The 24668-nt window shown below is 71.6% G+C and carries 16 protein-coding genes and 1 pseudogene; 7 read left to right on the top strand and 10 right to left on the bottom strand.

The window, feature by feature from the left end:
• Positions 1–60 precede the first annotated feature (60 nt).
• Together ACFYMM_RS31060 and ACFYMM_RS31055 are read right to left on the bottom strand one after the other, a co-directional pair.
• The gene (locus ACFYMM_RS31060; RefSeq protein WP_388392387.1) at positions 61–1263 is read right to left on the bottom strand and encodes an IS110 family transposase; all 1203 of its coding nucleotides are present in this window, start codon (positions 1261–1263) and stop codon (positions 61–63) included.
• Positions 1264–1671: 408 nt separating this feature from the next.
• Positions 1672–2208: an Rv3235 family protein gene (locus ACFYMM_RS31055; protein WP_388392384.1), complete on the bottom strand. Its 537-nt coding sequence runs from the start codon at positions 2206–2208 to the stop codon at positions 1672–1674.
• Positions 2209–2541: 333 nt separating this feature from the next.
• Between ACFYMM_RS31055 and ACFYMM_RS31050 the strand changes: the two genes are divergently transcribed.
• The 5 genes from ACFYMM_RS31050 to ACFYMM_RS31030 all read left to right on the top strand — a co-directional run bounded on the left by ACFYMM_RS31050 (position 2542) and on the right by ACFYMM_RS31030 (position 11500).
• Positions 2542–3048 carry a DUF6912 family protein gene (locus ACFYMM_RS31050; RefSeq protein ID WP_388392381.1) on the top strand — a complete coding sequence of 169 codons (507 nt, stop codon included), beginning with the start codon at positions 2542–2544 and terminating at the stop codon, positions 3046–3048.
• A gap of 54 nt (positions 3049–3102) precedes the next feature.
• Complete coding sequence (locus tag ACFYMM_RS31045) at positions 3103–3774, top strand: HAD family hydrolase (RefSeq protein WP_388392378.1); 672 nt, start codon at positions 3103–3105, stop codon at positions 3772–3774.
• Between the two features lie 702 nt (positions 3775–4476).
• A complete protein-coding gene (locus ACFYMM_RS31040; RefSeq protein ID WP_388392376.1) occupies positions 4477–9420 on the top strand; it encodes an NAD-glutamate dehydrogenase in 4944 nt (1647 codons plus the stop codon).
• 132 nt (positions 9421–9552) lie between these two features.
• Positions 9553–10044 carry a GtrA family protein gene (locus ACFYMM_RS31035; RefSeq protein ID WP_388392373.1) on the top strand — a complete coding sequence of 164 codons (492 nt, stop codon included), beginning with the start codon at positions 9553–9555 and terminating at the stop codon, positions 10042–10044.
• Positions 10025–11500, top strand: a complete 1476-nt coding sequence (locus ACFYMM_RS31030) for a hypothetical protein (RefSeq protein WP_388392370.1) — start codon at positions 10025–10027, stop codon at positions 11498–11500. The genes ACFYMM_RS31035 and ACFYMM_RS31030 overlap by 20 nt, the downstream gene beginning before the upstream one ends.
• 63 nt (positions 11501–11563) lie before the next feature.
• On the opposite strand, the gene ACFYMM_RS31025 is transcribed toward ACFYMM_RS31030, so the two are convergent.
• From ACFYMM_RS31025 to ACFYMM_RS31010, 4 genes are all read right to left on the bottom strand, one after another.
• A complete protein-coding gene (locus tag ACFYMM_RS31025; protein ID WP_388392368.1) occupies positions 11564–13231 on the bottom strand; it encodes a glycosyltransferase family 2 protein in 1668 nt (555 codons plus the stop codon).
• A complete protein-coding gene (locus ACFYMM_RS31020; protein WP_388392366.1) occupies positions 13228–15423 on the bottom strand; it encodes a CDP-glycerol glycerophosphotransferase family protein in 2196 nt (731 codons plus the stop codon). Before ACFYMM_RS31020 ends, ACFYMM_RS31025 begins: the two co-directional genes overlap by 4 nt.
• Before the next feature lie 244 nt (positions 15424–15667).
• On the bottom strand, positions 15668–16474 hold the full coding sequence (locus ACFYMM_RS31015) for an ABC transporter ATP-binding protein (RefSeq protein ID WP_388392439.1): 807 nt from the start codon (positions 16472–16474) through the stop codon (positions 15668–15670).
• Positions 16475–16544: 70 nt separating this feature from the next.
• The gene (locus tag ACFYMM_RS31010; RefSeq protein WP_388392363.1) at positions 16545–17459 is read right to left on the bottom strand and encodes an ABC transporter permease; all 915 of its coding nucleotides are present in this window, start codon (positions 17457–17459) and stop codon (positions 16545–16547) included.
• A 205-nt stretch (positions 17460–17664) separates the two neighbouring features.
• Here ACFYMM_RS31010 and ACFYMM_RS31005 point away from each other — a divergent pair, with 205 nt between their 5' ends.
• Complete coding sequence (locus ACFYMM_RS31005; RefSeq protein ID WP_388392360.1) at positions 17665–18291, top strand: TetR/AcrR family transcriptional regulator; 627 nt, start codon at positions 17665–17667, stop codon at positions 18289–18291.
• Between the two features lie 92 nt (positions 18292–18383).
• Here ACFYMM_RS31005 and galE read toward each other — a convergent pair whose 3' ends face one another.
• Genes galE through ACFYMM_RS30990 form a run of 3 tightly spaced genes read right to left on the bottom strand, consistent with a single transcriptional unit; the run spans position 18384 to position 22402 of the window.
• Positions 18384–19364: a UDP-glucose 4-epimerase GalE gene (gene galE, locus ACFYMM_RS31000; RefSeq protein ID WP_388392357.1), complete on the bottom strand. Its 981-nt coding sequence runs from the start codon at positions 19362–19364 to the stop codon at positions 18384–18386.
• Positions 19365–19421: 57 nt separating this feature from the next.
• On the bottom strand, positions 19422–21068 hold the full coding sequence (locus ACFYMM_RS30995) for a glycosyltransferase family 2 protein (RefSeq protein ID WP_388392355.1): 1647 nt from the start codon (positions 21066–21068) through the stop codon (positions 19422–19424).
• Positions 21069–21112: 44 nt separating this feature from the next.
• Entirely contained in the window at positions 21113–22402 is a 1290-nt protein-coding gene (locus ACFYMM_RS30990; protein WP_388392352.1) for a glycosyltransferase 87 family protein, read from the bottom strand.
• 52 nt (positions 22403–22454) lie between these two features.
• On the opposite strand from ACFYMM_RS30990, the pseudogene ACFYMM_RS30985 reads away from it, so the two are divergent.
• Positions 22455–23165: pseudogene (locus ACFYMM_RS30985) on the top strand (glycosyltransferase family 39 protein); the annotation flags it as partial.
• Between the two features lie 983 nt (positions 23166–24148).
• Here ACFYMM_RS30985 and ACFYMM_RS30980 read toward each other — a convergent pair.
• Entirely contained in the window at positions 24149–24649 is a 501-nt protein-coding gene (locus ACFYMM_RS30980; protein WP_388392350.1) for a MarR family winged helix-turn-helix transcriptional regulator, read from the bottom strand.
• Positions 24650–24668: the final 19 nt, after the last annotated feature.

Below are 24668 nucleotides of genomic sequence, written 5' to 3'. Positions count from 1 at the left end.
CCCCCGCTCTCGAACCGGCTTCGCCGCCTCGGGCGGGGGGGGGTGCCTCTATGTCCTTCGTCAAGCGAGGCGAGGGGTTCGGTGTTCGTAGAAGGTGCCGTCGCGGAGCATCGCGAAGAGCACGCTGATGCGGTGCCGGGCGAGCCGGAGAAGTGCCTGGGTGTGGGTCTTCCCTCTGGCCCGGCACTTGTCGTAGTAGGTGCGGGAGGCGGGATCGTGCAGGGCCGCGAACGCGGACAGGAACATGGCTCTCTTGAGCTGGCGGTTGCCGCCTCTGGGGGCGTGTTCGCCGTGGATCGAGGTCCCCGACGACTTCGTGGCCGGGGCGAGTCCGGCATAGGAGGCGAGGTGGGCGGCGCTGGGGAAACTGGTGCCGTCGCCGACGGTGACCAGCAGGACTGCCGCGGTCCTGACCGCGACCCCAGGAATCGAGGTCAGGACCGGCGAAAGAGGGTGAGCCTCCAGCAACTCACTGATCTGGACTTCCAGGGCCCGGCGTTGGCCATGGACGGCTCCGAGCGAGCGGGCCAGCGATGGCACCACGATGTCCAGCGTGTCGGTGCCGGGGACGACGACGGTCTGCTCGTCCAATGCGTCGAAGACTTCGTCGATGAGACGGGTCGCCATGCGGGGAGCCTTGGGTCGGATGACCTCCACCAGCCTGCGTCGACCGGCTTTCCGCAGCGCGGCCGGGGAGCCGTAGCGTTCGAGCAGCCAGGTGACGGCCGGGTGGTCGAGCCGGGGGCCGAGGACCCGTTCCAGGCTGGGGTGGAACTGGGTGAGCAGGCCGCGTATGCGGTTGCTGGTGCGGGTGGCCTCGGCGGCGAGGTCCTGGTCGAAGCCAACAAGGACGGTGAGTTCGGCGGTGATCTCGTCGGAGAGTTCCAGCGAGCGCAGGGTGTGGGGCATAGTGCGAGCGGCGTCCGCGATGACCGCGGCGTCCTTTGCGTCGGTCTTCGCCTCACCCGGGTAGAGGTCGGCGATCCGCCGCATCGCGAGTCCCGGCAGGTAGGCGACTTTGCAGCCCGCGTCGCGGGCGACGGTCAGTGGCAGAGCACCGACCGAGGCGGGCTGGTCCACGATCACCAGCACGGTGCCGAACTTCGCGGTGAGCTTGTCGAACACCGCTCTCAGCCTGGGCTCGCTGTTGGGTAGCTGCTTGTCCAAGACCTTCTTGCCGGCCGGGGTGAGCCCGTGGCCGTGGTGAGCGGTCTTGCCGACGTCCAGAGCGAAGAACACGTCGACGTCGCTGATGTCGTACAACCCATCCTCCCGAACGGGGTTGGTGCAGTGCTGGCCAGGACGTTGGTGCCGTACTCGCGCATCCACGTTATGCAGACCTGCCACCCACGAGGTGCCGGGCGTTGCGCTCGGCGGGGCGGTAGTCGGACCTCTCATCAGCGTCTCCATCGGCACCCTCGGGCCCGGCGACACCACCCCCCAGGTCATCTCGGACAGGGGGACACAGTCATACCGGGCCCGGAGGCCAGCGGCCCTCTTGCAGGACCGCGAAGAAGATAACGGGGACCCCCTTCGCCGCACCGGGTACAGGCCCACGTACGTCCAGTACGAGGGCCCGCACCCGGCACTCCCCCAGCCTTCGGCCGGGGGGACCCCCAGAGCACGCACCGGACGCCGCTCCTTGACGGGCAGACGTTGCCTGCCGCGGCACTAGTCGTCGTCGCGGGGCGGGCGGGGGCCGCCCAGTTCCACGGCCGTGCAGCGCCAGCGCAGGTCCGGGCCCTGTTCCAGGCGGAAGGCCATGGCGCGCAGCCGGTCGCCGGCGGCGATGCGGGCGAAGACCTCGATGGCGCCGGTGCGCGGCACGTAGTAGCCGATGTCGCGGACGACGGGGCGGGCGCCGCGGGTGCGCAGGGGGCCGCGTTCGGCGAGCTGGGCCAGCTCGTCGTACGCGCGGCCCGCGGTGTGCCGGAGCATCCAGTGCACGGGCCGCCGGCCGCTCAGCACGGCCAGCAGACGGTCGGCGAACACATCGGTGGGGCGCAGGGGCGGCGCGGCCGTTTCCGGACCCGCACAGGCCGTGTCGGTGGCCGCGGGGACGGTGCCGGGGGCCGTGACCGCGGCGGGGGGCGCCGTACGGGTGTGGGGCGTCCGGGAGGGGGTCGCGGCGGGGCGGCGGGGGTCGCGGCGGCCCGGCGGGCGGGCGCCGGGGCGGGGCTGGGCGGTCCTGGTCATGACCTTGTTCAAGGGAGTCCCCGTTCTGCGGGCCCGGAGAGTACCGGGCGGTAACTTCCTGTCGGGGATCTTGTACGGGGCCGCGGGCGGCGGCGGCAAGGAAGCGGCGGCCCCCGTCGGACCGGCGGGCAGGTTCACTTATCCGGGTGACGGGGACGGTGCCGGAGCCCGTGGGGGAGCGGCCGGGGAGGGTGATGCGCGGGGTGCCGGGTGGACGCGTCCGGGGTCATGGGCGGGGACCCGAAAGGGGACGCCCGCACGTATCCTGAAGGTCCTCCGGGAGACGCGGGAATCGTTCTCGCCGGGGCCCAGCGGAGCCTTCGACCACGGAAAGAGCGGCCAGTCATGCGCGTCTACGTCCCCCTGACCCTCCCCGGCCTCGCCGAGGCGCACAAGACGGGCGAGCTGGGGACCGGTCCGTTCGTCGCGTACGCCGTCACGCCCGCCCTGCGCGAGTGGTACGTCTCCGACGACATCGAGGAACTGGAGTACGCGGCGCTCGGCCGGGCGGCGCTGGCCTCGCTGCGGCTGCTCGCGGCCGACCCGGGCGCTGCACGCCGCAGGGTCGTGGTCGCGGTGGACGTGCCCGACGGCGCCGCGAGTGCCGATCCGGACCGTGGACTCGACCCGGCCGCGGTCGGCGAGGTGCGGGTGAGCGGGACGGTGGCGCTGGCCAAGGCGGCCGCGGTGCACGTCGACGCGGACGACGCGGAGCAGGACGTGGCCGCGGCGGCGGGGGCGCTGGAGGCGGCGGACGGCGGGGACGACGACGCGCGGTTCGTCGTGGACGGGGCCGAGGACCACGAGCTGCTGTGGTACGCCACGCAGGAGGTCCCCAACCTGGTGCGCTGACGCCCCGAACGGCCGGCGTCACTGATTGTCAGTGGCGGCGGGTACGTTTTCGGTATGGGGAAGCACGCAAACGCGCACATCGTCTGGGACTGGAACGGAACGCTGTTCCACGACAATGACGCGATCATCGGGGCGACGAACGCGGCGTTCGCCGAGCTGGGGCTGGAGCCGATCACTCTGGAGCGGTACCGGGCGCTGTACTGCGTGCCCGTCCCGCGTTTCTACGAGCGGCTGCTGGGACGGCTGCCCACCGATGCCGAGTGGGAGGTCATGGACGAGGTCTTCCACCGGTACTACGTCGAGCACCGGGTGCGGTGCCGGCTGACCGAGGGCGCGGCCGAACTGCTGGCGGGGTGGCGGTCGGCGGGGCGCAGCCAGTCGCTGCTGAGCATGTACGTGCACGACGAACTGGTTCCGCTGGTGCGCGGGTTCGGTATCGAGCCCCACTTCATACGGGTGGAGGGGCGCGTCGGGCCGTCCGGGGGCAGCAAGGCCGAGCACATGGTCCGGCACCTCGAGGCCATGAGCGCGGTGGGCATCGAGGCGGTGCGTACGGTGGTGATCGGCGACGCCGCGGACGACGCCGTCGCGGCGCGTCACGTCGGGGCCCGGGCCGTGCTCTACACCGGCGGGTCGCACAGCAGAGCCAGCCTTGAGCAGGCCGGCGTTCCGGTGGTGGACACGCTGGCGGAGGCCGTGGCGGAGGCGGAGCGGCTGGCGGCCTAGTGCCGCGGCAGGCAACGTCTGCCCGTCAAGGAGCGGCGTCCGGTGCGTGCTCTGGGGGGAGTGCCGGGTGCGGGCCCTCGTACTGGACGTACGTGGGCCTGTGCCCGGTGCGGCGAAGGGGGTCCCCCGCCCGAGGCGGCGAAGCCGGTTCGAGAGCGGGGGCGCGTGCCGGGCGTCGCGACGGGGCGAACGTCGCCTGTTGCGGCATCAGTCCTCCGCTGCCCGGTACCGGGGTCGGAAGCCGTTTCGATACGCCACTCACCCCCTCCCCGCCCCTGTGCAGAACGTCAAAGTTCGACCCCCTGTTTTGTACACATACGGCTCATGACGGGGCGGGGGTGAGGAGCGATAGCCTGGGTGGCGTGATCAGCGCGATAGTTCGCGGGGGCCTCGGTGCCTCCGCCCTGCGCCCGGACAGCACGGAACATCTCCGTGACCGGGTGGCGGTCGCTGGTCTTCGCGGGCGGGAGGAGGCCGGACGGGCCTCCAGGACGCCGAGGACGGTCCGGGGCGTGGCGGTGCCGAGAGCAGCGTCACACCTGGTGGACGCGTCGAGAATGGCCGAATACCCCCCGCTCATCTCACCTCGCGGCATAGCGTCTGAACGGACCGGACACCCCGGGCCGTGGCGTCATACCGGGAGCGAAGAGACCGTACTTCCTTCTACGTCACGCAACGGCGCGCGACAGGAGCCAGAGGACAATGCAGACCAAGCTGGACGAAGCCAAGGCCGAGCTGCTCGAGAGGGCCGCCCGGGTAGCTGAGAACAGCCCGGTCGGGGGGCACCTACCGACTGGGACGACGAGCGAGGGCACTCCGGAGACCCCGGACCAGGAATCCGTGCTCGCGTTCCTCCAGCGCTACTACCTGCACACCGCCCCGGAGGACCTCGCCGGCCGCGACCCGGTCGACGTCTTCGGAGCCGCTGTTTCCCACTACCGCCTGGCCGAGACTCGCCCCCAGGGGACCGCGAACGTGCGGGTCCACACCCCCACGGTCGAGGAGAACGGGTGGACCTGCAGCCACACCGTGGTGGAGGTCGTCACCGACGACATGCCCTTCCTCGTCGACTCGGTCACCAACGAGCTGACCCGGCGCGGACGCGGCATCCACGTCGTCATCCACCCGCAGTTCGTCGTCCGCCGCGACCTCACCGGCAAGCTCATCGAGGTGCGGCCCACCGCCCCCGGCGACGAGCTGCCGCACGACGCGCACGTCGAGTCCTGGATCCACGTCGAGATCGACCGCGAGACCGACCGCGCCGATCTGAAGGAGATCACCTCCGACCTGCTGCGCGTCCTGTCCGACGTGCGGGAGGCCGTCGAGGACTGGGAGAAGATGCGCGACGCGGCCCTGCGCATCGCCGACCAGCTGCAGGACGAGCCCATCCCCGGCGACCTCGGCGGGCCCGAGGTCGAGGAGGCCCGCGAGCTGCTGCGCTGGCTGTCCGCCGACCACTTCACCTTCCTCGGCTTCCGCGAGTACCAACTGCGCGAGGACGACTCCCTGGCCGCCGTCCCCGGCACCGGCCTCGGCATCCTGCGCTCCGACCCGCACCACTCCGGCGAGGACAGCCACCCGGTCAGCCCCTCCTTCGAGCGGCTCCCCGCCGACGCCCGCGCCAAGGCCCGCGAGCACAAGCTGCTGGTCCTGACCAAGGCCAACAGCCGGGCCACCGTCCACCGGCCGTCGTACCTCGACTACATCGGCGTCAAGAAGTTCGACGCGGACGGCAACGTGATCGGCGAGCGCCGCTTCCTCGGCCTGTTCTCCTCGGCCGCCTACACCGAGTCCGTGCGCCGGGTCCCGGTCATCCGGCGCAAGGTCGACGAGGTCCTGCGGCTCGCCGGGTTCTCGCCCAACAGCCACGACGGCCGCGACCTGCTCCAGATCCTGGAGACGTACCCGCGCGACGAGCTGTTCCAGACCCCGGCCGCCGAGCTGCAGTCCATCGTCACCTCCGTCCTCTACCTCCAGGAGCGCAGGCGCCTCAGGCTCTACCTGCGCCAGGACGAGTACGGCCGCTACTACTCGGCCCTCGTCTACCTCCCCCGGGACCGCTACACCACCGGCGTACGGCTGCGGATCATCGACATCCTGAAGGAGGAACTGGGCGGAGTCAGCGTCGACTTCACCGCCTGGAACACCGAGTCGATCCTGTCCCGGCTGCACTTCGTCGTCCGGGTCCCGCCGGGCACGGAGCTGCCCGAGCTGAGCGACAACGACAAGGACCGCATCGAGGCGCGCCTGGTGGAGGCCGCCCGCTCCTGGGCCGACGCGTTCGCCGAGGCGCTGACCGCCGAGTGCGGCGAGGAGCGCGCGGCCGAGGTGCTGCGCCGCTACAACCACGCCTTCCCCGAGGGCTACAAGGCCGACCACCCGCCGCGCGCCGCGGTCGCCGACCTGGTCCACCTGGAGCAGCTCAGCGAGGACAGGACCTTCTCGCTGAGCCTGTACGAGCCGGTGGGCGCCGCGCCCGAGGAGCGCCGTTTCAAGATCTACCAGAAGGGCGGCTCGGTCTCCCTCTCGCAGGTGCTGCCGGTGCTGAGCCGGCTCGGCGTCGAGGTCACCGACGAGCGGCCGTACGAGCTGCGCTGCGCGGACCGGACCACCGCCTGGATCTACGACTTCGGCCTGCGCATGCCCAAGCCGCAGGGCGGCGCCGGCGGTGACTACCTCGCCGACGACGGCCGTGAGCGCTTCCAGGAGGCCTTCGCGGCGACCTGGACCGGCAAGGCCGAGAACGACGGCTTCAACGCGCTGGTGCTGAGCGCCGGGCTGAGCTGGCGGCAGGCGATGGTGCTGCGCGCCTACGCCAAATACCTGCGGCAGGCGGGTTCCACCTTCAGCCAGGACTACATGGAGGACACCCTCCGCAACAACGTCCACACCACCCGCCTGCTCGTCTCCCTGTTCGAGGCCCGGATGTCGCCGGAGCGGCAGCACGCCGGGCTGGAGCTGGTGGACGCCCTGCTGGAGGAGCTGGACGCGGCCCTGGACCAGGTGGCGAGCCTGGACGAGGACCGCATCCTGCGTTCCTTCCTGACCGTCATCAAGGCGACCCTGCGCACCAACTTCTTCCAGCGGACCGAGCAGGCCACCTGGCACTCCTACGTCTCGATGAAGTTCGACCCGCGGGCCATCCCGGACCTGCCGGCACCGCGCCCGGCCTTCGAGATCTGGGTGTACTCGCCGCGGGTGGAGGGCGTGCACCTGCGCTTCGGCAAGGTCGCGCGAGGCGGGCTGCGCTGGTCGGACCGGCGCGAGGACTTCCGTACGGAGATCCTCGGCCTGGTCAAGGCGCAGATGGTGAAGAACACCGTCATCGTGCCGGTCGGCGCCAAGGGCGGCTTCGTCGCCAAGCAGCTGCCCGACCCGAGCGTGGACCGGGACGCCTGGCTGGCCGAGGGCATCGCCAGCTACAAGACGTTCATCTCGGCGCTGCTCGACATCACCGACAACATGGTGGCCGGCGAGGTCGTACCCCCCAAGCACGTCGTCCGGCACGACGAGGACGACACCTACCTGGTGGTCGCGGCCGACAAGGGCACGGCGACCTTCTCCGACATCGCCAACGAGGTCGCCCAGTCGTACGACTTCTGGCTCGGGGACGCCTTCGCCTCCGGTGGCTCGGCGGGCTACGACCACAAGGGCATGGGCATCACCGCCCGCGGTGCCTGGGAGTCCGTCAAGCGGCACTTCAGGGAGCTGGGCGTCGACACGCAGTCCGAGGACTTCACGGTCGTCGGCATCGGCGACATGTCCGGCGACGTGTTCGGCAACGGCATGCTGCTCAGCGAGCACATCCGGCTGGTCGCCGCCTTCGACCACCGGCACATCTTCATCGACCCGGTCCCGGACGCGGCCACCTCCTACGCGGAGCGCCGCCGGGTCTTCGAGCTGCCGCGCTCCAGCTGGGGCGACTACGACACCGACCTCATCTCCGCGGGCGGCGGCGTCTTCCCGCGTACCGCCAAGGCGATCCCGGTCAACGGGCACATCCGCGAGGCCCTCGGCATCGAGGAAAAGGTCACCAAGATGACCCCGGCCGACCTGATGAAGGCCATCCTCAAGGCGCCGGTGGACCTGCTGTGGAACGGCGGCATCGGTACGTACGTCAAGGCCTCCACCGAGACCCACGCGGACGTCGGCGACAAGGCCAACGACCCGATCCGGGTCGACGGCGCCGACCTGCGCGTCAAGGTCGTCGGCGAGGGCGGCAACCTGGGCCTGACCCAGCTCGGCCGGATCGAGTTCGCGCTGCACGGCGGCAAGATCAACACGGACGCCATCGACAACAGCGCGGGCGTGGACACCTCCGACCACGAGGTGAACATCAAGATCCTGGCCAACGGCCTGGTCGCGGACGGCGACATGACCGTCAAGCAGCGCAACAAGCTGCTCGCCGAGATGACCGACGAGGTCGGCCACCTCGTCCTGCGCAACAACTACGCGCAGAACGTGGCCATCGCCAACGCCCTGGCCCAGTCCAAGGACATGCTCCACGCACAGCAGCGCTTCATCCGCCACATGGTGCGCGAGGGCCACCTCGACCGGGCGCTGGAGTTCCTGCCGACCGACCGCCAGATCCGCGAGCGCCTCGGCCAGGGACAGGGCCTGACCGGCCCGGAGACGGCCGTCCTGCTGGCGTACACGAAGATCACGGTCGCCGAGGAACTGCTGGCCACCACCCTGCCGGACGACGCCTACCTGCGCGGCCTGCTGCACGCGTACTTCCCGAGCGCGCTGCGCGAGCAGTTCGCCGAGCGGATCGACGGCCACCCGCTGCGCCGCGAGATCACCACGACCGTGCTGGTCAACGACACGGTCAACACAGGTGGTACGACCTATCTGCACCGGCTGCGCGAGGAGACGGGCGCGTCCCTCGAGGAGATCGTCCGGGCGCAGACCGTGGCGCGTACGATCTTCAGCTCGGCGCCGGTGTGGGACGAGGTCGAGGCGCTCGACAACCGGGTCGACGCCGCCGTCCAGACCCGCATCCGGCTGCACTCGCGCCGTCTGGTGGAGCGCGGCACGCGCTGGCTGCTGAACAACCGGCCGCAGCCGCTCCAGCTCGCCGAGACGGTCGACTTCTTCGCCGAGCGGGTCGAGCACGTCTGGCAGCAGCTGCCCAAGCTGCTGCGCGGCGCGGACCTGGAGTGGTACCAGCACGTGTACGACGAGCTGGTCGGCGCCGGCGTCCCGGACGAACTGGCCACCCGGGTCGCCGGGTTCTCCTCCGCCTTCCCGACGCTCGACATCGTCTCGGTGGCCGACCGCATGGGCAAGGAGCCGCTGGACGTCGCCGAGGTCTACTACGACCTCGCCGACCGGCTCAGCATCACCCAGCTCATGGACCGCATCATCGAGCTGCCCCGCGCGGACCGCTGGCAGTCCATGGCCCGTGCCTCCATCCGCGAGGACCTGTACGCGGCTCACGCGGCGCTGACCGCGGACGTCCTCGCGGCCGGCAACGGCACCTCGACTCCCGAGCAGCGCTTCAAGGCCTGGGAGGAGAAGAACACGGCGATCCTGGGCCGGGCCCGCACCACCCTCGAGGAGATCCGCGGCTCGGACTCCTTCGACCTCGCCAACCTGTCGGTGGCGATGCGCACCATGCGAACGCTGCTGCGGACGCACTCGTAGCCGTACGCCGTCGCGGACGCCCCGGGCCCAGGCCGGACCGGGGCGTTCCGTTTTTTGCCGATCCTTAGACAAAAAAGATCAACGAATTTACCGTTTCCTGCTAATCAACAGGTTTCGGATAGGGTCGGCGCTGTGACAGCCAACCTCACCGAGACCCGGCCGGCAGCCCCCGTCGCCGCCCCCGCCCCGGCTCCGGCTCCAGCCCGTCCAGTCAAGCGCGTCGTGCTGGAGATCGTGAAATTCGGGGTCGTCGGGGGCAGCGGTGTCCTCGTCAACTTCCTCGTGTTCAACATGCTGTTGCACGGGCTGCGCTGGCCGGCGATGACCGCGACGGTGCTGGCCAGCTGTGTCGCGATGGCGACCAACTACCTCGGCTTCCGCTTCTACGCCTATCGCGACCGGGCCTCGCGCACCCGTCGGCAGATCGCCCTGTTCTTCGTCTTCAGCGGTCTCGGCGTCGTCATGGAAAGCGGCCTGTTCTACGTCGGCTACCACAGCCTGGAGCTGACCGGGCCGTTCGGATCGAACCTGGTCAAGGCGCTGTCGATCGTCCTCGCCTCCGCCTTCCGTTTCCTGGTCTACCGCACCTGGGTGTTCCAGCAGGATGCGCACCACACCGCCTAGCACGGCGAGTGCCGGCCGGGCCCTGCCGCAGGCCGCCGCCGCACTCGTCCTGCTCCTGATGCTCCTGGTGATCGTCCGCCTTCCCTGGGCGGGCGATCTCGGCATGCACGCCGCCACCGTGCAGCGGCTGCGGCACAGCCTGCTGCACCCGGGCAATCCGCTCGTCGACGCGGACACGGCGAGCCCGTACTACTCGCCGTGGATGCTGGTCCTCGCCACCGTCGCCCGGCTCACCGGGCTGTCGGTGTTCGTCGTGCTGCGCATGGGCGCGGTGGTCGGGCTCGGACTGCTGGTCACCGGGGTGTGGCGGTACGTCCGGACGCTGAGCGCGCACCGTGCCGCGCCGGCGCTGGCGCTGCTGTGCCTGGTGTTCCTCTGGGGGCCGTCGCTGCTCAACTGGAGCGGCTTCATCGGCCTGAACTCGCTGGCGCTGACGATCGCGTACCCCAGCGTGTTCGCACTCGGGCTGTCCTTCCACTTCTGGGCGTGGCTGACGCGGGCACTGCGCGAGGATGCCGCGTGGGGGCGGTGGCTGTGGCTGGGGGCGCTGTGGTCGCTGATCCTGCTGTGCCACCAGTTCACCGGCGTGGTGGCCTCCCTGGGCGCCCTGGCCATGGTGATCGCGGCGCGGCCGGCCCGCGCCGTGCTGCTGCGGCTCGCCGCCGCGCTGGCGCTGGGCGTGGTCGTGCTGTGGCTGTGGCCGTACTACGACTTCTTCTCCCTCTTCTCCGCGGGCGGGGACCTGGAGGCCATCCACGAGCCGCTGTACGAGCACCTTCTCGGCCGGTTCGGGCTGGTGCTGCTCGGGGTGGCGGCGCTGGGCCTGCGCTGGCGGCGGGACCGCTGGGATCCGCTGGTGCTGTTCTTCCTGCTGGGCGTCCTGATGTTCGCCGCGGGCGGTCTGTCCGGCCACTACTCCTGGGGCCGGGCGCTGCCCGCCGCGCTGATCCCCGCGCAGCTCGCCGCCGCGCTGGAGGTCGTGTCGGCGGGGCGGCGGTCCCTCCGGACCGGGGTGGCGTGTGTGCTCGGCGCCGGTCTGGCCGTCGGGGCGTGGGCGCAGGCCGGCACCCTCGGGTACGTGACGGGACGGGCGGCGCTGCCGTCGCCCGTCGCGGCGAAGTACCAGACGCCGTGGGTCGGCTACCACTGGCTCACGCCGTGGGTGAAGTACGGCGATGTGGTGATGGCCCGGACGACTCCGGCACGCCAGATCCCCGCGTACGGGCCCTACACCGTGGCGCCGGGATATCCGGACATCTTCCTGCCGGACGCGGCGCGGCGGGAGGCGGCGGTGGAACGATACTTCGCCTCAGGTACCCCGGCGACGGAGCGTGCGGCCATTCTGCACCGGTACGACGTGCGCTGGGTGGTGGGCTCGCGCCGCCTGGCGGGGCCGGGCCTGCGCAAGGTGACCGGGGGACCGGCCCACCAGGTCCTGTACCGGGTGGTGCCCTGAGGCGCGGACATGACGCGCGGGCCGGTACTCGACGAGTACCGGCCCGCGCTCAGTTGCGCCCGCCTACCGCAGGACGCTCGACACCAGTTGGGCCGCCCGGCGCAGCTTGGGGTGCGCCACCCGAAGGGCGACGGGGCGGATGACACGGGCCGTTATGCCCACGGGGCGCCAGCGGATCTGGAGGCGGCCGGGGTTGCGGCCCTCCGGTTCGACGGTGACCGTGTGGGGCGTGGTACCGGAGTGGTAGTCCACCCGCGCCGTGCGGGTGGGGAACTCCAGGGGAGCCAGCAGCAGACCCGAGTTGGCGAGGCCCTGCTGGTCCAGACGGATCAGGGGGTGACGGATGCCCTCGAAGCCCTGCAGCGGTACCGGGGCCGCGGACAGGTCCACCTCGACCCGGCCCTCGAAGACGCCGGGCCGGACGGGGGCCAGACGGAAGGGGACCATCAGGCGGCGCCGGCCGGGGGCGACGATGAGGCGCGCGCGGTGCGGGCCCACGGGGAGGCGCAGACCCGGGTCGTAGGTGCGGATCGTCAGGGCGAGGGTGGCTCCCGGTCCCGGGGTCAGCTCCGTGATCTCGTGGCGGAACTGCGCGCTGGGGAAGGACCGGGTGTCCATCTCCAGGTCGGAGACGTCCAGTTCGCGGCGGGCGGCGTCGGAGGACGGGACGGTGTCACCCCAGTACACCGATCCGTCGGCGTCCGTGGTCACCTGGCGGGGGGCCACGTCGTGACCCAGGCCGCGTGCCGCCAGCTGGGCCTCGGCCAGCCGGCCGTCGCGCAGCAGCTGCAGGACGACCCGCTCCGGACGGGGCAGCCGCGCGTACGCGCCGGGGGACAGGGTGTCCAGGTACGGCGTGGTGATCTCCGCGAAGGACTCCAGCCACTCCGCGTCCCGGTAGGGCAGGTCACCCGCGTACATCCGGAAGTCGTGCTTGAGGAACTTGTAGTCCTTGTCCTCCCGCAGCGCCTCGTGCCCGCTCGCCACCAGGAACTCGTCGATCAGGTGCTGGACGTGGACGCGGTCGCGGACGTTGCTGAGCTTGTGCCGCTGGTTGGAGATCGAGGCCGCCTCGGCCGCCGCGTACGGCGCTATGTACCAGAGGTACACCGGGTCCGGGATGATCGTGAACGCCTTGGCCAGGCAGTACGCCTGGGCCGAGAACAGCTGGTCCTCGTAGTGGATGCCCTCGGGGAAGCGCAGGTCGTGGCGGTCCAGGAAGGACCGCGCGTACATCTTGCTGGTGGACAGGTGCTCGAACAGCAGCCGGGGGTCGGCCTCGATGCCCTCCACGGTGCGGCGCTCGGACACCAGGTGCGGCATCCAGGTCGAACGCTGTCCGGTGTCCACCCGGACCCGCCGGACGGCGCCCATGGTGAAGTCCACCTCGCGCTCGCGGTGCGCGGCGAGCAGCGACTCGACGGCGTGCGGCGGGAGTTCGTCGTCGCTGTCGAGGAACATCAGGTACGGCGCCCGGGCGATCTCGATGGCCCGGTTGCGGGGCGCGCTGCAGCCGCCGCTGTTCTCCGGCAGCCGCAGGTAGTGGACGCGCGCGTCCTCGGACGCCAGCCGCCGGGCCACGGCCGGGGTGTCGTCCGTGGAGTGGTCGTCGCTGATGATGATCTCGATGTTGGAGTGCGTCTGCGCACGCAGGGAGGCGACGGCCCTGGGCAGTCGTTCCGCGTCGTTGTAGACGATGACCGTCACCGTGACGTCGGGGGTCGTGGTCATGCCGTGGCCTCCTCGGGGCTCGGTGCGGGGGTGCGGTCCTCCACCGGGATCACTGGCGGCAGCGCCTCCTCGGGCTCGCCGAGGAAGACCCGCCGCACGACCCGTTCGGCGGCGCGGCCGTCGTCGTACTCGCAGAACCGGCGCCGGAAGGCGGCCCGCGCCTTCCTCGCGCTCTCGTCGTGCCAGGCACCGGAGGTGAGGATCTCGGTGAGTTCCTCCTGGGTGCGCGCCACCTGGCCCGGGGCCTCCGCCATCAGGTCGAAGTACACGCCGCGGGTCGTCGTGTACGTCTCCCAGTCGTCGGCGTAGATGACGATCGGCCGGTCGAGGTTGGCGTAGTCGAACATGATCGACGAGTAGTCCGTGACCAGCGCGTCGGCGGCCAGGCACAGCTCCTCGACGGGGTCGTACGACGACACGTCGATGATCCGGCCGGTGCGGCGCAGCCCGGTGAGCGGGGATGCGGCGCCGCCGTAGAAGTAGTGGGCGCGGACCAGCAGGACGGTGTCCTCGCCGAGGCGGTCGGCCAGCGCGGCCAGGTCGAGGCGGGGGGTGAACCCGGCCTCGTAGTCGCGGTGGGTGGGGGCGTACAGGACGGCCGTCTTGCCGGGCGGTATGCCGAGGCGCTCGCGGGCGGCGCGGACGTCGGCTGCCGTGGCGGTGTAGAAGACGTCGTTGCGCGGATAGCCGTAGTCCAGGGAGGTGTAGCGGGCCGGGTAGGCGCGCTCCCACATACGGGTGGAGTGGCTGTTGGCGCTGACGCTGTAGTCCCACTTGTCGATGCGGGCCAGCAGGGCGTTGAAGTCCAGGCCCTTGGCGGCGGCCGGGTGCTCCATCTGGTCCAGGCCCATGCGCTTGAGCGGGGTGCCGTGGTGGGTCTGGATGTGGACGGCGTCGGGGCGCTTGACGAACGCGTTGGGGAAGTTGACGTTGTTGACCAGGTACTTGGCGGTGGCCAGCGTCTCCCAGTAGCGGCGGGTGCCCGGGACCACATGGTCGGTGCCGGGCGGCAGGAGGGACGCGTTCTCGTTCGACACCACCCACACGGGGTGGATGTGCGGGGCGAGTTCGGCGAGCTTGGCGGCGATCGCGGCCGGGTTGCAGGCCACCCCGCGCTCCCAGTACGCGGCGAACACGGCCAGGTTCGGGTCGACCGGGCGGCACAGGGCGCGCCGGTACTGCTGGTCGCGGAGCTTGGCGCCGACCTGGCGCTTACGGGTGCGTACGGCCTTCTTGGCCGCGCGGCGGCTGCGGTTGGCGGCCTGGAACGCGCGGTACTTGGTGTACGCGCCCTCCTCCAGCAGGGCGTGCCGTACGCCCTCCAGACCCGCCGGGCGTTCGTGGTTCTCGGGGCGCCAGCGGACCGCGGCGAGGGAGGCGCGGCGGAAGAACTCGCGGGCCACCGCGTCGGGCAGGTTCTCGCCGGCGAAGGTGCGCACCAGGTCGCGCATCATCAGGTCGTAGAGCACCGTGCGGGCGGCGCGGCGGTCCCGGGTGTGGGGGAGCAGCGCCTCGTAGCGGTCGATGAGCGCGAACCGGTCCTCGGGGACGAGCGGCGGCAGGCTCTCGGGGCGCAACTCGCGGTTCTCGTAAGCCACCTGGTTCAGGCAGGCGATCCGGCCCGCGTGCAGCAGGGCCGCATGGGCGGCGTGCGGCTCGTCGTCGACGGCGAGCTGCTCCTGGTGTGCCCGCCAGAAGTCGGCGCGCAGGACGCGGTTGCCGAGCAGCGGGGTCAGGCGCAGCAGGTCGGCGGCCTCGTCCAGGGACAGGTCCTCGCGGCCGACGGCGGCGAGGAGGCGGCCGTCGCGGGACGGGGAGGCGGCGGTCTGCCAGGTGGTGGTGACATGGTCGAACAGGAGGACGTCCACCGTGTCCGGCAGTTCAGCGGCGCGCTCGGCGAGCAGCCGGGGCGTGCCGGCGGGCAGGCCGTCCTTGGCGTGCACGAAGTGCAGCCAGCGGCCGGTCGCCCGCGCCGCGCCGGCCACCCGGGCCGCCGCGTCCGAGGTGCCCTCCGGGAGCGGCACCACGACCGTCTCCGGGGTGTGTCCCTCGGCCGCCTCCCGCGCCCAGTCGCCGACGGCGGCGACGATCACCTCGGCGGTCGGCAACGGACGGGTGTCCAGCGCGTCTAGCAGCTCCGTCAAGTGTCCCTGGGCATTTGGCCCATGGACGATGACGCTGAGTTCTGGCATCGCGGTGGACTCCTTCATCTCGTCGTCTCCGGGCGCACCTTTCCCGTCATACTGTCATCAAGAAGATGAAAGGGATAATCGCGCTCGCCCCCGTGGGGGCTATGGAAGGAAGAGTGACTTTCTGGGGCTGTCGGTTTCGGTCCGGCTCGTCGGCGCGTGGCGCCTTACCGGCTTCCGATCTTGCCGGATGCCGGTCTTACCGGGTTCCAGTGTCTCAGGTTCCGGGTCTTACCCGTTCCCCGTCTTACTTGGTGCCGGTCTTGCCGGCCGTCTTCTTGTCGCCGCTGAAGTCCTCGTAGGCCTTCATGACGTCCTCGGTCGGTCCGTCCATGCGCAGCTCGCCGCGCTCCAGCCAGAGCACGCGCTCGCAGGTGTCGCGGATCGACTTGTTGTTGTGGCTGACCAGGAAGACCGTTCCGGCGCTCTGGCGCAGCTCGCGGATCCGTTCCTCGGACCGCTTCTGGAAGGAGCTGTCGCCGGTGGCCAGCGCCTCGTCGATGAGCAGGACGTCGTGGTCCTTGGCGGCGGCGATGGAGAAGCGCAGCCGGGCGGCCATGCCGGAGGAGTAGGTGCGCATCGGAAGGGTGATGAAGTCGCCCTTATCGTTGATCCCGGAGAAGTCGACGATGTCCTGATAACGCTCCTTGATCTGCTCGCGGGACATGCCCATGGCGAGGCCGCCGAGGTGGACGTTGCGCTCGCCGGTGAGGTCGTTCATCAGGGCCGCGTTGACGCCGAGCAGGGAGGGCTGGCCGTGGGTGTAGATGTGGCCGTTCTCCACCGGGAGCAGGCCGGCGACCGCCTTCAGCAGTGTCGACTTGCCGGAGCCGTTGGTGCCGATCAGGCCGATCGCCTCACCCTTGTAGGCGACGAAGGAGACCTTCTTGACCGCGTGCACCCGGCGCACGCCCGCCGCCTTCTCGGCCTGCTTGCGGCGCAGTATCCGGTTGAGGGCGGCGGTGGCGGAGCCGCGGCCGGCGCCGGTGCCGTTGACCCGGTAGACGATGTCGACGCCGTCGGCGATGACGGTGGGGACCGGGGCGCCGTCCACGACGGCGCCGGGCGCCTCGGAGCGGGGGGTGGAGTCGGTGGGGGTGTTGGAGAGGGTGTCGTTCACGTTCTCAGCCACGGCCGTACGTCTCCTCAGCCTTCCAGAAGTAGATGAAGCCGCCGACCCCGGCGAGCAGGGCCCAGCCGGTCGCCGCCGCCCACACGTGCGGGGGCAGCTGCTTGGCGTGGAAGCTGTCGATCAGGGCGTACCGCATGAGGTCGATGTAGACGGCGGCCGGCTGGGACTGCAGGACGACCGTCACGACGTGCGGCAGGTGGTCCGACTTGGTGAGCTTCGTGATGTTCCACATCACGCCGGACACGTACATCCAGGTGCGCAGCACGAACGGCATCAGCTGGGCGATGTCCGGGGTCTTCGCGCCCATCCGCGCGACGATCATCGACACGCCGGCGTTGAACACGAACTGGAGGACCAGCGCCGGGATGGCCAGCAGCCAGGACGCGGCGACGGGGATGCCGAAGCACAGCAGGATGACGACCAGGGCGGCCATCGAGAACAGCAGCTGCTGGAGCTGCTGGAGGCAGAAGGAGATCGGCAGCGCGGCGCGCGGGAAGTGCAGGGCGCGGACCAGGCCGAGGTTGCCGGAGATGGCCCGGGTGCCCGCCATGATCGAACTCTGGGTGAAGGTCCAGATGAACACGCCCGTGACCAGGAACGGGACGTAGTCCTTGACGCCGTGCTTGGTGCCGAGCAGGACGCCGAAGATGAAGTAGTACACCGCGGCGTTCAGCAGGGGGTTCATCACCTGCCACATCTGGCCGAGCTTCGCGTCGCTGTACTGGGCGGTGAGCTTGGCGGTGGCGAAGGCGGTGATGAAGTGGCGCCGTGCCCACAGCTGGCGGACGTACGCCGGCAGGGAGGGGCGGGCGCCACTGACCGCGAGGCCGTGGCGGGCGGCGAGCGCCGCGAGGTCGTCGCCGACCGGGGCCGGGGTCTGGGGCGGTGTGTGGAGAACCTGGCTCACATCCGCTGCTTTCGCTCGGGGGTGGGGTGCGTGCGTCCGGGCCGCCGCCGGGGCGCGGGGCGGGGGCTCCCGTCACCCGGCGGTTCCTTACGCTTCTCTTCACGTTTTCTTACGTCAGGACGGGTCCGTATCGTCGCAACGGGAGGGTAGGCCTATTCGACGTCGGAACGCAACCGTATCGTCGTTACGCCCTATGCTGGACCGCATGACGACGAACGCCGAGGAGCCCCAGACGCGTCCGCGCCGCCGCCCCCCTGCCGGCGCGGCCGTGCTCAGAGAGGACGTGACGGACGCCATCCGCGCGGCCGTCTTCGAGGAGCTGGCGGCCGTCGGCTACGCGCGCATGTCGATCGAGGGCATCGCCCGGCGGGCGGGTGTCGGCAAGACCGCCGTCTACCGCCGCTGGCGCTCCAAGCTGCACCTGGTCCTGGACGTGGTCTCGGCGCTGGCCGTCCTGGGCCTGCCCGTGCCGGACACCGGCTCCCTGGAGGGGGATCTCGCCCTTTTGTACGAGGTGACGTCCCGTGCCCTGCGTCACCCGGTGGCCTCGCAGATCATCCCGGACCTGCAGGCGGAGGCGGCCCGCAATCCCGAGATCGCCGAGGCCATGCAGAAGGCCCTGCGCGACGGTCAGGAGGGCGTGGCCAGCAAGATCATCGCGGCGGCCGAACGGCGGGGCGAGGTCCGCACGGGCATCGACGACGAACTGGCCCTCGACATGATCTCCGGCCCCCTCTACTGGCGTGCGGTCATCATCCGCACCCCGAAACTTCCCAAGGGCTATCTGGCCACCCTGGCCCGAGCCACGGCGGCGGCCCTCAAGGCGCTCTGACCGGACGGCCGGACCGGCCGGAGCCGACGGGCCCCGCGCGCGACGTCCAGGCGTCGCACACGGGGCCCGTCGGCTCCGGGTCAGGCGGCGGATCAGGCTCGGGCGGCCTCCGGGTGGAGCCGGACCCAGCCCTCCCAGGCCGAGGTGATCATGTCCTGCACGTCGTGCTTGGCCCTCCAGGACAGCTCCGTGGCGGCGCGGTCGGCGGAGGCGACGACGCGGGCCGGGTCACCCGGGCGGCGCGGGGTGACGGTCGGCGGGCGGTCGTAGGAGGTGATCGCGTTGATGTGGTCGATCATCTCGCGCACCGAGACGCCCTCGCCGCGGCCGATGTTGAGCGTCAGCTCGCGGCCGGGGGTGGCGCGCAGGGCACGGGCGGTGGCCACATGGGCCTCGGCCAGGTCCACCACGTGGATGTAGTCGCGCACACAGGTGCCGTCAGGGGTGGGGTAGTCGTCGCCGAAGATGCGCGGGGGCGTGTCCGCCGTGAGCCGTTCGAAGACCATGGGGATCAGGTTGAAGACGCCCGTGTCGGCCAGTTCCGGGGTGGCCGCGCCGGCCACGTTGAAGTAGCGCAGGCAGGCGGCGGACAGACCGGTCGCCCTGGCCGTCGCCCGCACCAGCCACTCGCCCGCGAGCTTGGTCTCGCCGTACGGGGACATGGGAGCGCAGGGCGTCTCCTCGGTCACCAGGTCCACGTCGGGCATCCCGTAGACGGCGGCCGAGGAGGAGAACACGAAGGACGGGACACCGGCCGCCGTCACCGCGTCGAGCAGGACGCGCAGGCCCTCGACGTTCTCCCGGTAGTAGTGCAGCGGACGGTCCACCGACTCGCCCACCTGCTTCTTCGCCGCCAGGTGCACCACACCGGTGACCTCGTGCTCGGCCAGGGTGTGCGCCAGCCGGTCGGCGTCCAGGGTGGAGCCCACCACCAGCGGGATCCCCTCGGGCACGCGTGCGGTGATGCCGGTGGACAGGTCGTCGTACACCACCGCCCGCTCGCCCGCCTCGGACATCGCGCGTACGACGTGCGCGCCGATGTAGCCGGCGCCGCCGGTGATCAGCCAGGTCATCTGAGGCCGTCTCCTCGTCAGTCGGCCCGCACCCATCGGCGGGCTGTTGTTCACTCCTCAGTGAAACAGGCGCCGCAGTCTGCCACGAACCACCTTCGTCGCTCCCTGGGCCCCCGCCGCCACCCGCAGGGCCAGCGCGCCGGAGTGGGTGGCGTACGGCTGCACGAGCAGCACACCGTGCCGGGCGCTCGCGACGGCGTGCCGGCGCAGCAGACCGGCGCCCGCGACGGCGTGCGCCGTGACGTCCCGGCAAGCGCCGTCCGCGAACCGCAGCCGCAGCCGCAGATCCCAGGTGCCCGCGCCCAGCGCGTTCAGGTCGACGGGCGCTTCGGCCGTCCAGCCCTGGTCACCGGCGGCCGTGAAGGCGACCGTGGTGCGCAGGGGCGTGTGTTTGTTCTCACGCGCCTGCCACTCCACCTCCACCTCCTGCGGTCCCGCCTGCGCCACCCGTCCGTACAGCTCGTGCAGTCGCAGCCGCAGCCGGGTCCCGCGCGCCCGGGGGCGCAGTTCCGCGTCCAGCGCGAAGGGGAGCACATGGGTGGGGCGGGTCAGGTAGGGAGCGAGCGAGACCTGGGGGAGGTCCTCCGACCAGACGGGGGTGCCGTCGTCGGCGCGTGCGTAGGGCGGGCGCAGCCGGGCCGGCCGGGCGGCGAGTTCCTTCAGCCGGGGCAGGTCACGGGGCTCCGGGGACTCCAGGACGATCCGGGCGAGCAGCGGGCCGGGCGCGGTCGGGTTGGCCTCCCAGTCGGTCGCGTCGTACCCCGAGAGATACGCCCGCGTGTGCTCCCACCAGGCGCGCCGGTAGTCCTCGCCGCGCAACCCCAGTTCGCGCACGTACATCCGCATCTCGTGGTCGAGGAACTTGGCACGGGCGGCCCGCGCCAGCTCCTTCTGCCCGGCGTTCAGCAAAATGTCGTACGCCATCGCGCACGCCCGGGTGCGTGCCTGCCAGTTGTCGATGCGCCCCCGGTCCAGGGAGAGCGACAGCTGCTCGGCGGACCGCCGCACGTGCCACACGTACACCGGGTCCGGGACCAGGGCGATCCGCGGCCCGGCGGCCAGCACGCGCGCGGTGAAGACGATGTCCTCGTAGAGGAAGCGGCCGTCCGGGAAGCGGATGTCGTTCTCCCGCAGGAAGTCGGTCCGGTACAGCTTGTTGACGCACAGCGTGTCGTGGACCAGGCGGGGGCGCTGGGAGGGGCGCGCGAGAACGGCGGGCTCGCCGTACAGGGGCGCCTCCCAGGGCTGCTCCTGCCCGGAGGGCAGCTCCCGGCGCACGCACAGGCCGCTCGCCACCTCGGCGCGCGCCTGAGTGGCCGCCGCGAGCAGTGCGTCCACCGCGCCGGGCGGCAGCACGTCGTCGCTGTCCAGGAACATCACGTACGGCGCCGTCACCGTCTCGATGCCGGTGTTGCGCGGGCTGCCGCAGCCGCCGCTGTTGACGCTGCGGCTCACCACCCGCAGCCGGGGTTCCTCTGCGGCCAGACGGGACAGCAGCGCGACGCTGTCGTCGGTGGAACAGTCGTCCACGGCGACGACCTCGCGGACCGCGGACCCCTGGGCCAGTGCCGACCGCACCGCGTCGAGGACGTGGGCCGCGTCGTTGTAACCGATGACGACGACACCCACCTGGTCGGTCGGTGAGGCGGGCGCGGTCGGCGAGGCTTGCGCGGTGCGCGGGTCCTGCCGGGTGTCTCTGTGCATGGGGTCCACGGGCCGTGAGAGTAAAAAATTCTGGTAATGGCCCGTTAAGAGTAGCTGGGGGCTCGCTTCGCAAGACGATCGGATCCGGCCCGGGGTTCCCTCATCGGCACGGTCTCCCCCGAAGGCGGCCGTCCGAAGCGCCACAACCGGACGAATGCCAGCACCGCGGCGGCCGTGAGCAGCCCGTTGCGGGCGAGCATCAGCAGACAGCCCGTCCAGGTGCCCGCCATGACCTCGTGGTAGAGCGCGGGGTAGGCGACGGAGGTCAGCACCGTCGCCGCCACGATCAGCGCGGCGACCGGCCGCTGGGTGGTGTGCCGCGAGGTCAGGCAGACGGCGGCCAGGCCCAGCAGCCAGATCATGTACTGCGGGCTGAGGACCCGGCTGGTCACGGTGAACAACAGGACCGCGGTCAGCGCCGCGTCGTACGGCGTCGCCGCGCTCCAGCGCCTGGCTCGCACCCGCCACACCAGCAGCAGCGCGAACGCGGCCGCGGTGAGCGCGAGCGACGCGGTCGCGACGGCGGACACGTACGGGCCGACGAGTTCCACCGAGCCGTACCGGTAGCGCGACGTACCGGGCCAGCCGGCATGGCGCGCCAGGTTGAGCGCCGTACCGCCGAGCGACTCGATCTGTACGCCCCGGCCGCCCTGCTGCCGCAGGAAAGCGAACGGGTTGTCGAACGACATCACGAAGAACGCCAGGGACACGGTCCCGGTGGCCGCCGCGCACAGCCACGCGGACCGCGTCCTGTGCCCCCGGTGCGTGCCGAACAGCACCAGCCCCGGCCACACCTTCACCAGCGCGCCCAGCGCCGCGAAGGCCCCGGCCGCGCGCGCGGAGCGCGACAGTGCCAGCAGGGAGACGACGGCCAGCGCCGTGACCGTCACGTCGTAGCGGGCGAGCGGGACGTGCAGCAGCAGCGGAAGACCGCAGGTCCACAGGGCCGCGCCGCGCAGACTGCGCCCCACACGCCCGCCCGCCCGCGCCAGCGCCCCCGTGACCAGCGCGTCGGCGGCCAGCGTGAGCACCACGAACGCCTGAAAGTACGTCAACCCCGGGACCAGGCCCGGCAGCAGCAGCACCACACCGGCGCCCGGCGGGTACTGCCACAGCGTGTCGTGGGCCGGGAAGGCGCCGTGGGACAGGACGGCGTACCAGTGGAAGTAAAGCTTCCACACCTCGCGCGCCACCGCTCCGTTACCCAGCACCGGCAGGCTGTCGTGGACGAGCAGCCACAGCATCAGGGCCCGGGTGGCGAGCCAGACGGCCGCGAGGAGGGGCAGGGGGCGGGCGGGGGTGGGCGGGACGAGGGCGTGAAGGCGGCGGTTCATCACGTGGGAGCCTAAGCCGCGCGGATGGTGTATCGACGGTGATACGCCGTCAATGCCGTGCAAAGGTTGGCTAATCGTAAAAGATCGGGCCGTGGTGAAGATCGCGCCTCTGGTGAAGCCCCGGTCGCGTCCGGCGAGTCCCTCGGGCGACGTGCCCCGCCGTACGGACCGGCGCGCGCCCGGCCGTACGCCGGTGCGTGTCGCGCGTCGGTTCCGGCATGTCCTGACCGTGTGCCCGCCGGCGCTGGTGATGCTGTTGCTCGGGCTCTGGGGGCTCGACCGGGGCGGGATGTGGCGTGACGAGGCCGTCACCTTCCAGGTCGCGCGGCGCACGGTGCCGCAGATCTGGCGGCTGCTGCACACCGTGGACGCGGTGCACGGCCTGTACTACCTCCTGATGCACGCCGTCCTCGCCGCGCACCCCGGCGAGGTACTGCTGCGGCTGCCCTCCGTGGCCGCCGCGACCCTCACGGCCGCCCTGGTGGCGGCGCTCGGCGCGCGGCTGGCCCGGCCCCGGGTGGGGCTGTGGGCGGGGCTGCTGTACGCCGTCACACCGATGGTCGGCCACTACGCGCAGGAGGGCCGCTCGTACGCCCTGGTCGCGGCCGGGGCGACCGGGGCGACGCTGCTGTTCGTGCGGGCGGCGGGAGGCGGGCGGTCCTGGTGGGCGTACGGCACCCTCCTGGGGCTCACCTGCTGGCTGCACGAGTTCGCGGTGCTGCTGCTGCTCGCGCACGCCTGTTCGCTGGCGCTGGGGCGGGTGGGCCGGCGGGTGTGGCGGGGGTGGGGGTGTGCGGCGGGGGCCGTGGTGCTGTCGCTGCTGCCGATGGTGGCGGTGTCGCGGGCGCAGTCGGCGCAGGTGGCGTGGCTGCGGGAGCCGACGGTGCAGACGGCGCAGGGGTTGTTGCGGGCGTTCGTCGGGGTGACGCCGGTCGTGTACTGGGTGTGTCTGGGGCTGGCGTTCGTGGGGGCGGGGAGGCTGGTGGGGCGGCGCGGGGAGGTCACCTGCGCGGCTGTGGCGCTGCCGTTGGCGGTGCTGCCACCGGTGTCGTTGATGCTGCTGTCGCGGTGGTCGTCGCCGCTGTACGTCGACCGTTATGTGCTGTACGCGCTGGCCGGGGCGCCGCTGCTGGTGGCGTCGGGCGCGGACCGGGTGGCCGGGTCCCTCGGGCGGCTGTGGCCCGGTGTGACGAGGAGGTGCCGGTGGCGGTCACCGCGGTCGGCGAGGACACGATCGTTCTCTTTCCCGATTCTTGCCTTCGGCGGCCTGCTGGCCATCGCCCTCGTCCCGCTCCTGCAGTTCCCCCTCCTTCGCGCCGACCGTTCCCCTGACCACCGGCCCGACAATCTGGCCGCCGTCTCCCGGGCGGCCGCACGTGTACTGCGTCCGGGTGACGCCGTGCTGTTCCTGCCGTCCCACGCAAGGGGGACGGCCTTGGCGTACCCGGGGCCCTTTCGGGGGACACGGGACGTGGCGCTCGCCCAGAACGCCGCGGCTTCCGGCACCCTGTACGGCCGGGAGGCCGCGCCGCGTGTGCTGCGGCCGAGGATCGCCGGGCTTCACCGGGTGTGGGTGGTCGCCGAGCGGGACGTCGCGGCCGGGCGATGGGTCCCGAGCGACCCCGTCGAGCGGCTGAAGATCGCCATACTGGACGAGCGGTTCGCGCCGGCCGGCGGCGAGTCCGTGGGGGACGGCGTCACCGTGCGGCTCTACGTCCGAGCGGCTCCACGTCCGCGAAGCCGCCCTCAGTCGTCCCCGGCCACTACCGGTGCCGCCGCGTCCAGGGCACTCGTGAGCCGGTCGAGGCGCTCGCGCAGTTCGCCGATCTCGGCCAGGTCGAGGCCCGTCGCCTCGGCGATCCGGCGCGGCACCTGAAGGGCCCGCTCGCGCAGCTCGGCCCCTTCCCCGGTCAGCCGGACCTGTACCGAGCGCTCGTCGCGCGCGCTGCGCTCCCGTCGTACCAGACCCGCTCCCTCCAGCCGCTTGACCAGCGGGGACAGCGTGCCGGAGTCGAGCCGCAGATGTGCGCCGAGCGTCTTGACCGGGAGGTCGCCCTGTTCCCACAGCACCAGCATCACCAGGTACTGCGGATAGGTGAGGCCCAGGTCCTTGAGGATCACGCGGTAGACGCCGTTGAAGGCGCGCGACGCGGCGTGCAGGGAGAAGCAGATCTGGCGGTCCAGGCGGAGCCAGTCGGCTTCGGAGGTGGTGGCGGTCATGGGTCCAGGATAACTCCGGCGGACCATTTAGTTGTGCACAACTTAA

It is taken from the genome of Streptomyces sp. NPDC006739 (assembly GCF_042869815.1).
In the GTDB taxonomy this organism is placed as follows: domain Bacteria; phylum Actinomycetota; class Actinomycetes; order Streptomycetales; family Streptomycetaceae; genus Streptomyces.
This window is presented reverse-complemented; position numbering and strand designations above follow the sequence as displayed.

Coding starts and splice junctions, on each gene's coding strand:
- ACFYMM_RS30990 (WP_388392352.1), bottom strand. CDS start 22,402: ATGAACCGCCGCCTTCACGCCCTCGTCCCGCCCACCCCCGCCCGCCCC.
- ACFYMM_RS30980 (WP_388392350.1), bottom strand. CDS start 24,649: ATGGTCCGCCGGAGTTATCCTGGACCCATGACCGCCACCACCTCCGAA.
- ACFYMM_RS31040 (WP_388392376.1), top strand. CDS start 4,477: ATGCAGACCAAGCTGGACGAAGCCAAGGCCGAGCTGCTCGAGAGGGCC.
- galE (WP_388392357.1), bottom strand. CDS start 19,364: ATGACCTGGCTGATCACCGGCGGCGCCGGCTACATCGGCGCGCACGTC.
- ACFYMM_RS31030 (WP_388392370.1), top strand. CDS start 10,025: ATGCGCACCACACCGCCTAGCACGGCGAGTGCCGGCCGGGCCCTGCCG.
- ACFYMM_RS30995 (WP_388392355.1), bottom strand. CDS start 21,068: ATGCACAGAGACACCCGGCAGGACCCGCGCACCGCGCAAGCCTCGCCG.
- ACFYMM_RS31050 (WP_388392381.1), top strand. CDS start 2,542: ATGCGCGTCTACGTCCCCCTGACCCTCCCCGGCCTCGCCGAGGCGCAC.
- ACFYMM_RS31005 (WP_388392360.1), top strand. CDS start 17,665: ATGACGACGAACGCCGAGGAGCCCCAGACGCGTCCGCGCCGCCGCCCC.
- ACFYMM_RS31045 (WP_388392378.1), top strand. CDS start 3,103: ATGGGGAAGCACGCAAACGCGCACATCGTCTGGGACTGGAACGGAACG.
- ACFYMM_RS31025 (WP_388392368.1), bottom strand. CDS start 13,231: ATGACCACGACCCCCGACGTCACGGTGACGGTCATCGTCTACAACGAC.
- ACFYMM_RS31020 (WP_388392366.1), bottom strand. CDS start 15,423: ATGCCAGAACTCAGCGTCATCGTCCATGGGCCAAATGCCCAGGGACAC.